Below are 16127 nucleotides of genomic sequence, written 5' to 3' on the forward strand. Positions count from 1 at the left end.
TATGACCAATAAATTGGATATTTCTAGCTTACAAAAAGCCATTATTGCGTTGCAATCTGCTAATGAGATTGTGTCAAATAAGCTGTGGTTTGAGCAGCAAGAAACCCAAGTGCAAAATACCTTGATCGCAGGGTTGATTCAGAATTTTGAGTTTGTGTATGAACTGAGTATTAAAATGCTGAAACGGCAGTTAGAACAAGATGCACTCAGTCCTGATGAAATTGACCAAAGTAATTTCCGTGATCTGTTGCGATTAGCGGGTGAGAAAGGGCTGATTGATAGCGTAGAAAATTGGTTTGAGTATCGCAAAATGCGAAATATTACTTCGCACACCTATGATGAAGAGAAAGCCCATCAAGTGTGCGGTTCGGTGAGTGATTTTTTGGCAAGTAGTCAGGCGTTATTGCACCAATTAGAGCAACGCAATGGCTAAAATCTGTATCATCAAAACTTCTTCGCTTGGCGATGTGTTGCATTGTTTGCCAGCCTTAACCGATGCTCAAAAGGCGTTAGGTAATGTGCAATTTGATTGGGTGGTGGAAGAAAATTTTGCGGAAATTCCTGCTTGGCATGCGGCAGTTAATCAGGTGATCCCGATTGCGATTCGCCGTTGGCGGAAAAATTTATTTGCTACACACACCTATCAACAATGGCACGCCTACAAACAACAATTACAAGCCAATCAATATGATGCCATAATTGATGCCCAAGGTTTGATTAAGAGTGCGTTGTTCGCCACCCGTTTAGCTCGGGGCGAAAAATTCGGTTACGATCGAAAATCTATTCGTGAACCCTTAGCAAGTTGCTTTTACGATAAAACCTTTGCTATTGACTATCAACAACATGCGGTAGAGCGGATTCGCCAACTGTTTGCACAATCTTTAGGTTACGCCTTGCCCGAAAGCAAAGGGGATTATGGTATTGTTCAACATTTTCAACAATCCTATTCAAGCAAGCCTTATATCATTTTTGTTCACGCTACCACCAGAGCGGATAAACATTGGCTGGATAGCGAGTGGAAAAAATTAGCGGAAAAAATCACCGCACTTTTTCCTGATTTATCCATTCGTTTGCCTTGGGGAAACCAAACAGAAAAACAACGAGCAGAATGGATCGCACAAGGCTTTCCAAATGTCATAGTATTGCCGAAATCCAATTTAACCGAATTAGCTCATTACATTACCAATGCCAAAGCGGTAGTGTCGGTTGACACTGGATTAGCTCATTTAACTGCTGCATTAGATGTCCCCAATATTACTTTATATGGAGCGACAAACCCTAAACTCATTGGTTGTTATGGCAAAAATCAATATTATTTGCATAAGGGTGCAATGGCAGAAATTTGTGTACAAGATGTGTTAGAACTGTTAAGAATATTAAGATAATCAGAGGGTTAAAATTTATATATTTTTTGTTTAATTATCACTCAGAACATACCTTTCATTTGAAGACCTTATTATTTATTCCTAAATGTTAATAAATCCTATGAAACTTCTGGAAATACGGGGGTTTTCCTACTATAATGCGGAAATTAATTTTAATCAAATTGCTCTCCCCATAAGCAAAATAGGCAATTTGTTTTTTATTATTCATTACTTAGTATCTTAATCAAAAAGGATCAATTATGAACGTTCATAAATCTTCTACAATAGCACAAGCCACTTCTGGATCTGGAAAAAATTCCCCAATGATGAGAGCCACAAGTTCTTCTGTATCTAAATCTAACGCAAAAGCTAAATTCTTTGCTTATAACCTTTTTACATCTGCACTGATCTTAATGAGTGGACAGTCTTTTGCAGGAACAGGGATTTATGTTAATGATGGAACAGATGCCTCTTGTTCCGTAACTTTTGATGGTGGTAGTGGTGGTGATATTTATACTGGTATGTATTCGCTTAATTCTAGTTTGGTAACAAGTGCGAATAGAATTGATAGTGGCTTTACGATGAAAGCAGGGGCTGCTGATTTTATAAAATACTATTATCCTCAAAATTCTTGTTTGACATCAGATAAAGAAACCCAAACCTACCGAACCTTATTTTATGGTGACGCTAACTATTCAGGTTCAAAACACTTAACCCTTGGTGGTCGTTTAGATGTTAACAGCGGAATTATTGGCGTTGGCAACCGAGGTACAAATGGCACAAGTGCAACCAATAGTATTCGTATGGGAACTGGCTCTTCATTAAATGATACTAACGATAAAAACAATGCCATTACTATCGGGGTTAATTCTAGTGCTTCTGCTGAGAGTGCTGTTGCATTAGGCAATACAACGACTGCTTCGGGTGAAAGTACAGTTGCTATCGGTACACTGGCAAACTCCGCAAGTTATAGAGCTGTCGCAGTAGGTCATAATGCACAAGCAACAGGGTCTCGATCTACAGCATTAGGCACGGAAAGTGTGGCTTCGGTAGAATCTGCAGTAGCTATCGGTGATACTAGTAACGCATCGGCAAAAAGTGCTCTTGCACTAGGCACAAGTTCTGTTGCGAGTGGTACCGACTCCGCAGCCCTTGGTAGCAGAGCTAATGCAACAGCGACGAGTGCATTAGCAGTGGGTAGTACCGCTAATGCTACAGCAAGAAATGCGACCGCCGTCGGTGGACAAGCACAAGCTTCGGGCGAAACTTCGGTGGCATTAGGTACCGCTGCAAATGCTTCGAAAGGTAATACTGTTGCGGTGGGAGCTTCATCAAGTGCTGCTGGCGATAATGCCATTGCTGTAGGTGTAAAAACCACAGCTACTACAAACAGTGCTATTGCCATTGGTAATCTAGCAAATGCTACGGGTGAAACTTCTTCTATTGCGATTGGTCGTCAAAGTGTTGCCTCAGGCACCAGTGCTATCGCACAAGGTTATAAGAGTTCAGCGACAGTAGCAAACAGTGTAGCTTTAGGTTCAAACAGTGTGGCTAGCACTGCTGCTGGTGCAGTAGGTACTGACCCATTGAGTGTAGCAAGCACAACTGATCTTGCAAGTACAACTTGGAAATCAACTTATGCTGCAGTATCAGTGGGTAATGGCTCGACTGCTACTCGTCAAATTACAAGCGTTGCTGCGGGTACACAAGATACCGATGCAGTCAACGTTGCTCAATTAAAAGCGGCTGGTTTTAAATTAGCAACAACAGCTTCTGCTGGTCAAGCAGAAGATAAAACTTCGGCAACAGCCACTGGAACAGCTGATAAAAATATTCAAAACGGTGAAACACTCACTGTTGATGCAGGCAAAAATATTAAAGTAACCCAAACAGGTCAAAATGTAAGTATTGCGACTAAAGATGAGGTTGAATTTACTAGCGTTACTGCAGCAGGTACAAAATTATCTTCCGCAGGGTTAACTTTTGTGGATAGTACAGGTACTCAAGTCGCTAATAGCCCTAGTATTACTGCTACAGGTATTAATGCTGGTAATAATAAAATCACTAATGTTGCTAATGGTACAGGTGCAAACGATGCGGTTAATTTTAGTCAATTACAAGCCTCTCAAGCTGCCTCTAAAGAGGATGTAAAATCTACCGATAAAACTGTGACAGTTACGAAAACTCAAGGTACAGATAACTCCAATATATTTGACCTATCTGTCAATGTTGATGGCACAAGTATTACCAAGAATAGTACTACAGGTGCATTACAAGTTAACACGACTACTTTAACAAGCACAGGTGGCAAAGTTGATACACCTGCGAATACGAATGCCTTAGCTACTGCTAGTGATATTGCAAACGCTATTAATAATTCAGGCTTTACTGCAAAAGCTAATAGTGATTCTGGCGAATTGATTACAGCAGGTGAGGAAGTCAACTTCATTAATGGTGAGAATATAGCAATTACTCGTCAGGGAAGTAATTTTACAGTGGCAACCGCTAAGAATGTTACATTTAATAGTGTTAGTGTAGGAAATGTCAAAGTTGATGGTACAACTAACAAAATCACTGGTTTAGAAGCTGGTACTGCGAATACTGACGCTGTCAATGTGGGTCAATTAAATAAAGAAGTTGCTGCTTCAAAAGAGGCAGTTACTACATCAGATAGTGCATTAAAAGTAACTACCTCCACAAATACCACCACTGGTGCTAATATTTATGATATCGCTATTAATTCTGTTGCTCTGGCAACAGACACTAACGGCAAGGTGACTGCACCAGACGCCGCTGATGAAGGTAAATTGGTCACAGCAAAAGATGTGGCTTCTGCGATTAACAATGCTGGTTTCACCTTAAAAACATCGGCAAATGGTGGTAAAAAAGATACCACATCAACAACAGACGAATTAATCAATGCAGGTGAGATGATTGATTTAGCGGCAGGTAAGAACTTAACCGTAAAACAAGAAGCAGATGGTAAAGTTACTTATTCTCTTGCTGATGAAATAACACTTAATAAAGTGACGACTGGTAATACTGTAATGGATACCAATGGTATCACTATTGCAGCTCCAACGGGTGGAACTACGACCGATGTTAAATTAACCAACTCAGGGTTAGACAATGGTAATAATAAAATCACCAATGTTGCTAATGGTACAGGTGCAAATGATGCGGTTAATTTTAGTCAATTACAAGCATCGAAAGAAGAAGTTAAATCTGATGATAAATCAGTGAAAATTACACAATCGCAAAATACCACCACTGGTGCAAATATATATGATTTATCTGTTGCTATTGATGGCACAACTGTTACTAAAGATGCCTCAACAGGTCAACTTAAAGCAAATACCGTTGATTTCACTATAGATACAGCAGGTAAAGTAACCGCTAATACGAGTGATAATGCCCTAGCTACCGCTGGTGATATTGCAAAAGCTATTAATGGTTCAGGCTTTACTGCAAAAGCTAATAGTGATGCAGGTGAATTGATTACTGCAGGTGAAGAAGTTAATTTCGTTAATGGTAATAATATAGAAATTACCCGTCAGGGAAGTAATTTTACGGTTGCAACCGCTAAGAATGTTACATTTGATAATGTCACTGTAGGCAATGTCAAAGTTGATGGTACAACTAACAAAATCACTGGTTTAGAAGCTGGTACAGATGCGAATGATGCGGTGAATGTTCAACAACTTACAGATGAATTGGCAATTATTGATGACGCTATTGCTGCTTCACAAGAGGAAGTGACTACATCAGATAGTGCATTAACAGTAACTACCTCCACAAACACCACTACTGGTGCCAATATTTATGATATCGCTATTAATTCTGTTGCTCTGGCAACAGATGCTAACGGCAAGGTGACCGCTCCAACAACTGCTGATGCAGGTAAATTAGTCACGGCAGAAAATGTAGCTTCTGCGATTAACAATGCTGGTTTTACCTTAAAAACATCGGCAAATGGTGGTGAAAAGGATGCAGCATCAACAACAGATGAATTAATCAATGCAGGTGATGCTATTGAAATGATCGCAGGTAAAAACTTAGTTGTCACTCAAGGTGCGAATGGTAAAGTTACTTATGCGACTAAAAACGATGTTAATTTTACCACAGTAACAACTGAAGATGCTGCAGGTAACAAAACTGTTACTAGCGGAACAGGTATCGTCATTACCCCTAATACTGGAAATGCTGTTAGCTTGACTAGTAACGGGTTAAATAATGGTGGTAATAAAATCACTAATGTCACTGCTGGTACAGATCCAAACGATGCAGTTAATATTAGCCAATTACAAACAGCTCAAGCAGCATCGAAAGAAGAAGTTAAATCTGATGATAAATCCGTGACAATTAAACAATCGCAAAATACCACAACAAATGCAAATATATATGATTTATCTGTCAATGTTGATGGTACAAGTATTACTAAAGATACCACCACGGGTGAGTTGAAAGCCAATACTGCTGATTTTGCGGTAACTAATGGCTCAGTAAAAGCAAATTCAAATACCAATGCTTTAGCCACTGCAAAAGATATTGCAAAAGCTATTAATAGTTCAGGCTTTACATTAAAAACCAGTGCGACAGCCGATGGTGAAAAAACTTCAGGTTCTGATGAATTGATCAATCCAGGTGATGTAATTGATTTAGTCGCAGGTAAGAACTTAACTGTCAAACAAGAAGCAAATGGTACCGTTACTTATGCTCTTGCTGACGCAATAACACTTAATAAAGTGACGACTGGTGATACTGTAATGGATACCAATGGTATCACTATTGCAGCTCCAACAGGTGCAACCACCACAGCAGTTAAATTAACCAATACAGGCTTAGATAATGGTGGTAATAAAATTACCAATGTTGCGGCTGGTACAGATGAAAATGATGCCGTGAATGTAGGTCAATTAACTGACGAATTAGCCATTATTGATGATGCTATTGCAGCCTCACAAGAAGAAGTCACATCTGATGATAAATCCGTAACTATCGCAACCACTCAAAATGCTGATGGAGCTAATGTATTTGATTTATCAGTTAATGTTGATGATACAACTATTACTAAAGATGCCACAACAGGTCAACTTAAAGCGAATACCGTTAATTTCACTACAGATGCTAAAGGCAGTGTAACCGCTAATACAAATCCTAATTCTCTGGCTACCGCCGGTGATATTGCAAACGCTATTAATAGTTCAGGCTTTACTGCAAAAGCGAATGGTGATTCTGGCGAATTGATTACAGCAGGTGAGGAAGTCAACTTCATTAATGGTGATAATATATCAATCACCCGTAGTGGAAGTAATTTTACAGTGGCAACTACTAAAGATGTTACATTTAATAGTGTTAGTGTAGGTAATGTCAAAGTTGATGGTACAACTAACAAAATCACTGGTTTAGAAGCTGGTACAGATGCGAATGATGCGGTGAATGTTCAACAACTTACAGATGAATTGGCAATTATTGATGACGCTATTGCTGCTTCACAAGAGGAAGTGACCACATCAGATAGTGCATTAACAGTAACTACCTCTACAAACGCCACCACTGGTGCTAATATTTATGATATTGCTATTAATTCTGTTGCTCTGGCAACAGACACTAACGGCAAGGTGACTGCACCAGATGCCGCTGATGAAGGTAAATTGGTCACAGCAAAAGATGTGGCTTCTGCGATTAACAATGCTGGTTTCACCTTAAAAACATCGGCAAATGGTGGTACAAAGGATGCAACATCCACAGCAGATGAATTAATCAATGCAGGTGATGTAATTGATTTAGTGGCAGGTAAGAACTTAACTGTCAAACAAGAAGCAAATGGTACTGTTACTTATGCTCTTGCGAAAGAAATAGATCTTAATAAAGTGACGACTGGTAATACTGTAATGGATACCAATGGTATCACTATTGCAGCTCCAACGGGTGCAACTACCACAGCAGTTAAATTAACCAATACAGGCTTAGATAATGGTGGTAATAAAATCACCAATGTTGCGGCTGGTACAGATGAAAATGATGCCGTGAATGTAGGTCAATTAACTGACGAATTAGCCATTATTGATGACGCTATTGCAGCCTCACAAGAAGAAGTCACATCTGATGATAAATCCGTAACTATCGCAACCACTCAAAATGCTGATGGAGCTAATGTATTTGATTTATCAGTTAATGTTGATGATACAACTATTACTAAAGATGCCACAACAGGTCAACTTAAAGCGAATACCGTTAATTTCACTACAGATGCTAAAGGCAGTGTAACCGCTAATACAAATCCTAATTCTCTGGCTACCGCCGGTGATATTGCAAACGCTATTAATAGTTCAGGCTTTACTGCAAAAGCGAATGGTGATTCTGGCGAATTGATTACAGCAGGTGAGGAAGTCAACTTCATTAATGGCGATAATATAGCAATCACCCGTAGTGGAAGTAATTTTACGGTGGCAACCGCTAAGGATGTTAAATTTGATAATGTTACTGTAGGTAATGTCAAAGTTGATGGTACAACTAACAAAATCACTGGTTTAGAAGCTGGTACAGATGCGAATGATGCGGTGAATGTTCAACAACTTACAGATGAATTGGCAATTATTGATGACGCTATTGCTGCTTCACAAGAGGAAGTGACCACATCAGATAGTGCATTAACAGTAACTACCTCTACAAACGCCACCACTGGTGCTAATATTTATGATATTGCTATTAATTCTGTTGCTCTGGCAACAGACACTAACGGCAAGGTGACTGCACCAGACGCCGCTGATGAAGGTAAATTGGTCACAGCAAAAGATGTGGCTTCTGCGATTAACAATGCTGGTTTCACCTTAAAAACATCGGCAAATGGTGGTACAAAGGATGCAACATCCACAGCAGATGAATTAATCAATGCAGGTGATGTAATTGATTTAGTGGCAGGTAAGAACTTAACTGTCAAACAAGAAGCGAATGGTACCGTTACTTATGCAACTAAAAACGATGTTAATTTTACCACGGTAACAACTGAAGACGCAGCGGGTAACAAAACTGTTACTAGCGGGACAGGTATCGTTATTACTCCTAATACTGGAAATGCTGTTAGCTTGACTGGTAACGGGTTAGATAATGGTGGTAATAAAATTACCAATGTTGCAGCTGGTACAGATGAAAATGATGCTGTGAATGTAGGTCAATTAACTGACGAATTAGCCATTATTGATGATGCTATTGCAGCCTCACAAGAAGAAGTCACATCTGATGATAAATCCGTAACTATCGCAACCACTCAAAATGCTGATGGAGCTAATGTATTTGATTTATCAGTTAATGTTGATGATACAACTATTACTAAAGATGCCACAACAGGTCAACTTAAAGCGAATACCGTTAATTTCACTACAGATGCTAAAGGCAGTGTAACCGCTAATACAAATCCTAATTCTCTGGCTACCGCCGGTGATATTGCAAACGCTATTAATAGTTCAGGCTTTACTGCAAAAGCGAATGGTGATTCTGGCGAATTGATTACAGCAGGTGAGGAAGTCAACTTCATTAATGGCGATAATATAGCAATCACCCGTAGTGGAAGCAATTTCACGGTGGCAACTACTAAAGATGTTACATTTAATAGTGTTAGTGTAGGTAATGTCAAAGTTGATGGTACAACTAACAAAATCACTGGTTTAGAAGCTGGTACAGATGCGAATGATGCGGTGAATGTTCAACAACTTACAGATGAATTGGCAATTATTGATGACGCTATTGCTGCTTCACAAGAGGAAGTGACTACATCAGATAGTGCATTAACAGTAACTACCTCTACAAATGCCACCACTGGTGCTAATATTTATGATATTGCTATTAATTCTGTTGCTCTGGCAACAGATTCTAACGGCAAGGTGACCGCTCCAACAACTGCTGATGCAGGTAAATTAGTCACGGCAGAAAATGTTGCTTCTGCGATTAACAATGCTGGTTTTACCTTAAAAACATCAGCAAATGGTGGTACAAAGGATGCAACATCAACAGCAGATGAATTAATCAATGCAGGTGATGTAATTGATTTAGTGGCAGGTAAGAACTTAACTGTCAAACAAGAAGCGAATGGTACAGTTACTTATGCTCTTGCTGACGCAATAACACTTAATAAAGTGACGACTGGTGATACTGTAATGGATACCAATGGTATCACTATTGCAGCTCCAACGGGTGCAACTACCACAGCAGTTAAATTAACCAATACAGGCTTAGATAATGGTGGTAATAAAATTACCAATGTTGCTAATGGTACAGATGCAAATGATGCAGTTAATGTTAGTCAATTACAAACAGCTCAAGCAGCCTCTAAAGAAGAAGTTAAATCTGATGATAAATCAGTGAAAATTACACAATCACAAAATGCCACAACAGGTGCAAATATATATGATTTATCTGTCAATGTTGATGGTACAAGTATTACTAAAGATGATTCAACAGGTGAACTTAAAGCCAATACTGCTGACTTTGCGGTAACTAATGGCTCAGTAAAAGCAAATTCAAATACCAATGCTTTAGCCACCGCTAGTGATATTGCAAAAGCTATTAATAGTTCAGGCTTTACATTAAAAACCAGTGCGACAGCCGATGGTGAAAAAACTTCAGGTTCTGATGAATTGATCAATCCAGGTGATGTAATTGATTTAGTGGCAGGTAAGAACTTAACTGTCAAACAAGAAGCGAATGGTACCGTTACTTATGCAACTAAAAACGATGTTAATTTTACCACGGTAACAACTGAAGACGCAGCGGGTAACAAAACTGTTACTAGCGGGACAGGTATCGTTATTACTCCTAATACTGGAAATGCTGTTAGCTTGACTGGTAACGGGTTAGATAATGGTGGTAATAAAATTACCAATGTTGCAGCTGGTACAGATGAAAATGATGCTGTGAATGTAGGTCAATTAACTGACGAATTAGCCATTATTGATGATGCTATTGCAGCCTCACAAGAAGAAGTCACATCTAATGATAAATCCGTAACTATCGCAACCACTCAAAATGCTGATGGAGCTAATGTATTTGATTTATCAGTTAATGTTGATGATACAACTATTACTAAAGATGCCACAACAGGTCAACTTAAAGCGAATACCGTTAATTTCACTACAGATGCTAAAGGCAGTGTAACCGCTAATACAAATCCTAATTCTCTGGCTACCGCCGGTGATATTGCAAACGCTATTAATAGTTCAGGCTTTACTGCAAAAGCGAATGGTGATTCTGGCGAATTGATTACAGCAGGTGAGGAAGTCAACTTCATTAATGGTGATAATATATCAATCACCCGTAGTGGAAGTAATTTTACAGTGGCAACTACTAAAGATGTTACATTTAATAGTGTTAGTGTAGGAAATGTCAAAGTTGATGGTACAACCAATAAAATTACTGGTTTAACCGCAGGTACGGCGGATACTGACGCTGTCAATGTGGGTCAATTAAATAAAGAAGTTGTTGCCTCAAAAGAGAAAGTGACCACATCAGATAGTGCATTAAAAGTAACTACCTCTACAAACGCCACCACTGGTGCTAATATTTATGATATTGCTATTAATTCTGTTGCTCTGGCAACAGATGCTAACGGCAAGGTGACCGCTCCAACAACTGCTGATGCAGGTAAATTAGTCACGGCAGAAAATGTAGCTTCTGCGATTAACAATGCTGGTTTTACCTTAAAGACATCTGCAAATGGTGGTGAGAAGATTTCTGGCGATGATGAAATCATTAATGCTGGAGATGAGATTAACTTAGCTGCAGGTAAAAACTTAACCGTTCAACAAAATACGCAAGGTCAAGTTATCTTTAGCACAGCTGAAAATGTTGAGTTTACAACGGTAACTGCTGGCGGCACTAGAATTTCTTCTGCAGGCTTAACATTTGTTGATCCATTCACAGGTGTTCAAAAAGGTTATAGTCCAAGCATCACTGCAACAGGTATTAATGCTGGTGGTACTAAAATCACTAACGTTGAAGCGGGTGTAGATGATACTGACGCAGTAAATGTCGGTCAGTTAAGTGACGCTATTGCGTTATTAGACGAAAGCATTGCTGCTTCACAGGAAGAAGTAAAATCTACGGATAACTCCGTGAAAGTAACCACAACAAAAAATACCGATCAAGCCAATGTATTTGATCTGTCTGTTAATGTAGATGAAAAAAGTATTACCAAGGATAGTACTGGTGCATTACAAGTTAAAACGACTAATTTAACGACAACTACTGATGGTAAAGTTGATACACCTACAGATACTGATGCTTTAGCTACCGCTGCCAATGTTGCGAATGCAATTAACCAATCAGGCTTTACGTTAAAAACCAGTGCGACAGCCGATGGTAAAAAAACTTCAGGTTCTGATGAATTGATCAATCCAGGTGATGTGATTGATTTAGTGGCAGGTAAGAACTTAACTGTCAAACAAGAAGCAGATGGTAAAGTTACTTATTCTCTTGCTGATGAAATAGATCTTAATAAAGTGACGACTGGTAATACCGTAATGGATACTAATGGTATTACGATTACTGCCCCAGCAGGTGGAAGTACGACCGATGTTAAATTAACCAATACAGGCTTAGATAATGGTGGTAATAAAATCACTAATGTTGCGGCGGGTACAAGTGCAAACGATGCGGTTAATTTTAGTCAATTACAAGCATCTCAAGCTGCCTCTAAAGAAGATGTTAAATCTACCGATAAAACTGTGACGGTCGCAAAAAGTCAAGATACGGATGGCTCTAATATATTTGACTTATCTGTCAATGTTGATGACAAAACTATTACCAAGGATAGTACTGGTGCATTGCAAGTTAACACGACTAATTTAACAACAAAAGCTGATGGCAAAGTTGCAACACCAACAGATACTAATGCCTTAGCTACCGCAGCCAATGTTGCTGATGCAATTAACAAATCAGGCTTTACTTTAAAAACCAGTGCTAATGGCGGTACAAAAGTTTCAGGCTCTGATGAGGTGATTAATCCAGCTGATACTATTGATATGGCTGCAGGTAAAAACTTAACTGTGACACAAGAAGCAGATGGTAAAATTACCTATGCTACGGCAGATAAAGTAGGCTTTGAGCAAATCACTTTAGGTGATGCAACCAATAATACCGTATTAACTTCTACAGCAAAAGGTTTAGATGTAGGTGGTGATAAAATTACCAATGTTGCCAACGGCGATATTTCACCAACCAGTACCGATGCGATTAATGGCTCACAGTTATCTAATACAACTAACAGTATTACAGATGCTTTAGGTGGTGGTTCAACAGTGAAAGCTGATGGAACGATTACTGCACCAACTTATACTTTAGTCAGTGGCAATCCAGCACAAAATAGCACTAAAGCCTATTATAGTGTAGGAAATGCACTTAATGCGTTAAATACAGCCGTTAATGCACCTCTTACTTTTGCGGCAGACAGTGGTAACAATGTTGAACGTCAATTAGGTAGTACCCTAAATATCAATGGTGATGCCAAAAATATCACCACAACAACGACATCTAATGGTGTAACCGTGGCGTTAAACGATAATATCAGTGTTAAATCTGTTTCAGTCGAAAATGGACCGACAATTAACAGCTCTGGTATTCAAATGGCAAATCAACAGATTACTGGGTTAAAAAGTGGTTTAGATGGCACAACGATAGAACAAGTGGCTGCTCAAGGTGCATCTAGTCCAACATGGAATAATGCTGCAACAGTCGGTGATTTAGCACAGGTACAAAATAATGTGGTCAATTCTAATAATAGAATTAATCAGTTAAACGACAAAATAAACAATGTCGATAAAAAACTACGTGCGGGTGTTGCTGGTGCATTAGCAACTTCAGGTTTACCACAGGCTTATATCCCTGGTAAAAGTATGGTGGCTATTGCGGCTGGATCATTCAAAGGCGAAAATGCGTTAGCTGTTGGTGCGACACGTATCTCTGATAATGGAAAAGTCGTGCTTAAACTAACAGGTAATACCAATACTCGTGGCGACGTTGGTACCAGCGTAGGACTTGGATATCAATGGTAGTCTAGTTAATAGATTAACCTTATATTAAAAAAGTGCGGTATTTTTTACCGCACTTTTTATTTTAATTAGATCAATCATTTAGATTTATTATTAACAAAATCATCAACCGTATTTTTTAATATTACTAACTGTTGCTGCATTTTTTCATAATTAGCAGGATTCGCTTGCATGGCACTACGGAATAAGGACATAGCCGTTTCCATTTTGCCGTAATGGCTTAAACTGGCTCCACGCATGGATAATTCGTTAGCTCCCCAAGTTGCACCGAAACGATGGAATTTAGCCTGAATTTCCTCAATTTTGTTACCTTTCAATGCTGTTTCTAAGGCTTGTAACGGTGGCACTACTTGCTCGGCAAATTTCTGACGATTTTCATCATGATTCACTGGATTTTGCTCTTTCTCAAAAGCATAAAGGTCTTTAGAAATTTGTTCTACATTGGCTAAAGTTGGGTTAGCAATAGCGGTTTCAAGTGCTTTGCTAGTTTGCATTCCAGCTTGTGAGTTATGGGTTGGAATAGCATTAAATTCTTGCTGTAAAGTTTGCAAATTGTTTTTGGCTTGTTCGCTATTTTCTTTTTTAACTGCGGACAAGGCATCCGATAAATGCACAAATAACGCTCCCAATTCAACTTTGGCATAAGCCGAAGTAGAGAAACATACGCCCAATAATAAACTCAATTTAAAGGGCTTCAAACAGGGCTTTACCCAAGTAGTCATTTTCATCTTTTACTCCTGCGAAACAAGCGAACAGTCCACTGCCGATATGGGTAATGTACTCGTTCATTTTATCAATATTACCTAACTTATTTTGAATGGTAATAAATTGTTGTGGATCTTTTTGATAGGAAATAAACAATAATCCTGCATCAAATTGTCCTGTACGCGGATCGATACCACTGGAATAAGAAAACGATCGGCGTAACATTTTTAGCCCTGTTTTATGGGCAAGGTGCATGTGAGAATCTTCTGGTACAACAGGCTGACCTTTGGCATCTTTTTTATCTAAATCAACGGGATCAAATTCTTTTTTCTGACCATAAGCCGCCCCCGAGTCACGATGACGACCAAAAGTATGCTGTTGTTCGTTTAAGTTGGTACGATCCCAAGTTTCCAAGAACATCTGAATTTTACGCACCACTAGGAATGAACCGCCTTTCAGCCAGTTATTACCCTCATACCATACCGTCTTATCCAGTTCTTCTCCCTTTGGATTCCCCGTACCGTCACGGAAACCGAACAGATTGCGTGGCGTGTCCGTACCCTCAAAAGAATTAAACCCTGATTGACTCCAACGCATGGTGATTTCCGAACGGGCAACACGGACTAAATTTCGCACCGCATGAAATGCCACTTGCGGATCGTCTGCACAGGCTTGAATACAAATATCACCACCAACAAATTCAGCTTTCAGTTGATCACGTGGAAAATGCGGTAAATCGACTAATTCTGCTGGTTTGGCTTTCTCAATACCTAATTTAGTAAAGAAACTTGGGCTTACGCCAAAAGTCAGTGTTAAATTATACGGATTTAAGCTATCCGCTTCACCCGTGTCAACTGCGGGTACATAACCATTTTGACTATAGGTTTGTACATTTTTGCCTTGTGTTAATTGGCGACTGTATTCCGTCCATGTTTTAAACATTTGGTGAATCTCGCCGACATCTTGGCTGTGTAAATCCAACACGATAAAATAAATATGATGTTGTGCTGGGGTGGTGATACCTTGTTGGTGTGTATTGAAAAATGGATAGATATTTTTAATAGTGATTTTTTCGCGTGGTTCTAAAGAATAAGCGGTGCTAGCCATTAAGCCAGCACCGACAATTACACTATTCTTTAAGAAATCACGCCGAGCATTATTGGTATAACGCATTGTGACTTCTCCCTGATTATTTATCTAAAATAACACCTAACTGAGCTAATGGTTCACCCAATTTGTTCACCGCTTCTGCAAGAGCTTTGGTGTCTTCTTTCGTTAAAGTATTGTACGGCACATATTCATAACCTGTGCTAGATTTATTATATTTTTGCAATAAATCATTGACTTCTTTGAAATGTTGCTCGATTTTGGCAGACAATTTAGCATCTTTTTTCAATAACGCTGGTTTAAATAATTCGTAAATCTTCTCTGCACCCTCTACGTTTGCTTTGAAATCGTATAAGTCAGTTTTAGAGAAAATATCTTCTTCGCCAGTAACTTTAGTAGTAGAAACTTCGTTTAATAAATCCACTGCCCCCGTAATCATTAATTCAGGCGTAACTTCCGTAGTCGGAATTTTGGCACGCAGTTCTTTCACGTCTTTTAATAATTGATCGGCTGTTTCTTCCGTGCCTTTGGTGGTATTTTGTTCCCATAATACTTTTTCAATTTTGTGGAAACCAGACCAATCTTTTTCCCCTTTACCTTCTTCCTCAAGATCAGCAAGACGGGCATCAATACGTGGGTCTAAATCACCAAAACTTTCGGCAATCGGCTCGGAACGCTCATAATACATACGAGCAAGCGGATAAACGGCTTTGGCTTTTTCCACATCACCATTTTTTAATGCTCCAACAAACGATTCTGTTTGAGTAACTAGTTCATCAATTTGAACAACTACAAAATCTTTATAATCTTTTGTTTCTTTTGATAAATCTGCCGCCATCGCTGGGGTAGATAGAAGTAACCCTGAAATCACTGCTGCAATAAGTTTTAAACGCATATAAATTCTCCT

Annotated in this window: 6 protein-coding genes; 3 read left to right on the top strand and 3 right to left on the bottom strand. The window is 39.0% G+C overall.

Translation table 11 applies throughout. The features are described 5' to 3' along the window. Position 1: 1 nt before the first annotated feature. The 3 genes from O1Q81_RS01265 to O1Q81_RS01275 all read left to right on the top strand — a co-directional run bounded on the left by O1Q81_RS01265 (position 2) and on the right by O1Q81_RS01275 (position 13411). Positions 2-433, top strand: a complete 432-nt coding sequence (locus O1Q81_RS01265; RefSeq protein WP_386697795.1) for a nucleotidyltransferase substrate binding protein — start codon at positions 2-4, stop codon at positions 431-433. After that, positions 426-1385 (top strand): lipopolysaccharide heptosyltransferase RfaC, encoded by a 960-nt coding sequence (rfaC, locus tag O1Q81_RS01270; RefSeq protein ID WP_386697797.1) that lies wholly within the window; start codon positions 426-428, stop codon positions 1383-1385. Before O1Q81_RS01265 ends, rfaC begins: the two co-directional genes overlap by 8 nt. A 239-nt stretch (positions 1386-1624) precedes the next feature. Then, entirely contained in the window at positions 1625-13411 is an 11787-nt protein-coding gene (locus O1Q81_RS01275) for a YadA-like family protein (RefSeq protein ID WP_386697799.1), read from the top strand. Positions 13412-13485: 74 nt separating this feature from the next. Here the strand turns inward: O1Q81_RS01275 and O1Q81_RS01280 are convergent, their stop codons facing one another. The 3 genes from O1Q81_RS01280 to efeO are packed head-to-tail and all read right to left on the bottom strand — an operon-like array spanning position 13486 to position 16115. Then, the gene (locus O1Q81_RS01280; protein ID WP_386697801.1) at positions 13486-14136 is read right to left on the bottom strand and encodes a hypothetical protein; all 651 of its coding nucleotides are present in this window, start codon (positions 14134-14136) and stop codon (positions 13486-13488) included. Beyond that, the gene (gene efeB, locus O1Q81_RS01285) at positions 14093-15286 is read right to left on the bottom strand and encodes an iron uptake transporter deferrochelatase/peroxidase subunit (RefSeq protein ID WP_386688846.1); all 1194 of its coding nucleotides are present in this window, start codon (positions 15284-15286) and stop codon (positions 14093-14095) included. The genes O1Q81_RS01280 and efeB overlap by 44 nt, the downstream gene beginning before the upstream one ends. A gap of 16 nt (positions 15287-15302) precedes the next feature. Beyond that, complete coding sequence (efeO, locus tag O1Q81_RS01290; protein ID WP_386688844.1) at positions 15303-16115, bottom strand: iron uptake system protein EfeO; 813 nt, start codon at positions 16113-16115, stop codon at positions 15303-15305. Positions 16116-16127: the final 12 nt, after the last annotated feature.

It is taken from the genome of Lonepinella sp. MS14436 (assembly GCF_042470565.1).
In the GTDB taxonomy this organism is placed as follows: domain Bacteria; phylum Pseudomonadota; class Gammaproteobacteria; order Enterobacterales; family Pasteurellaceae; genus Lonepinella.

What these genes read in the sequence shown, in the direction of transcription:
- O1Q81_RS01265 (WP_386697795.1), top strand. Translation starts at nt 2, where the DNA reads ATGACCAATAAATTGGATATTTCTAGCTTACAAAAAGCCATTATTGCG.
- rfaC (WP_386697797.1), top strand. Translation starts at nt 426, where the DNA reads ATGGCTAAAATCTGTATCATCAAAACTTCTTCGCTTGGCGATGTGTTG.
- O1Q81_RS01275 (WP_386697799.1), top strand. Translation starts at nt 1,625, where the DNA reads ATGAACGTTCATAAATCTTCTACAATAGCACAAGCCACTTCTGGATCT.
- O1Q81_RS01280 (WP_386697801.1), bottom strand. Translation starts at nt 14,136, where the DNA reads ATGAAAATGACTACTTGGGTAAAGCCCTGTTTGAAGCCCTTTAAATTG.
- efeB (WP_386688846.1), bottom strand. Translation starts at nt 15,286, where the DNA reads ATGCGTTATACCAATAATGCTCGGCGTGATTTCTTAAAGAATAGTGTA.
- efeO (WP_386688844.1), bottom strand. Translation starts at nt 16,115, where the DNA reads ATGCGTTTAAAACTTATTGCAGCAGTGATTTCAGGGTTACTTCTATCT.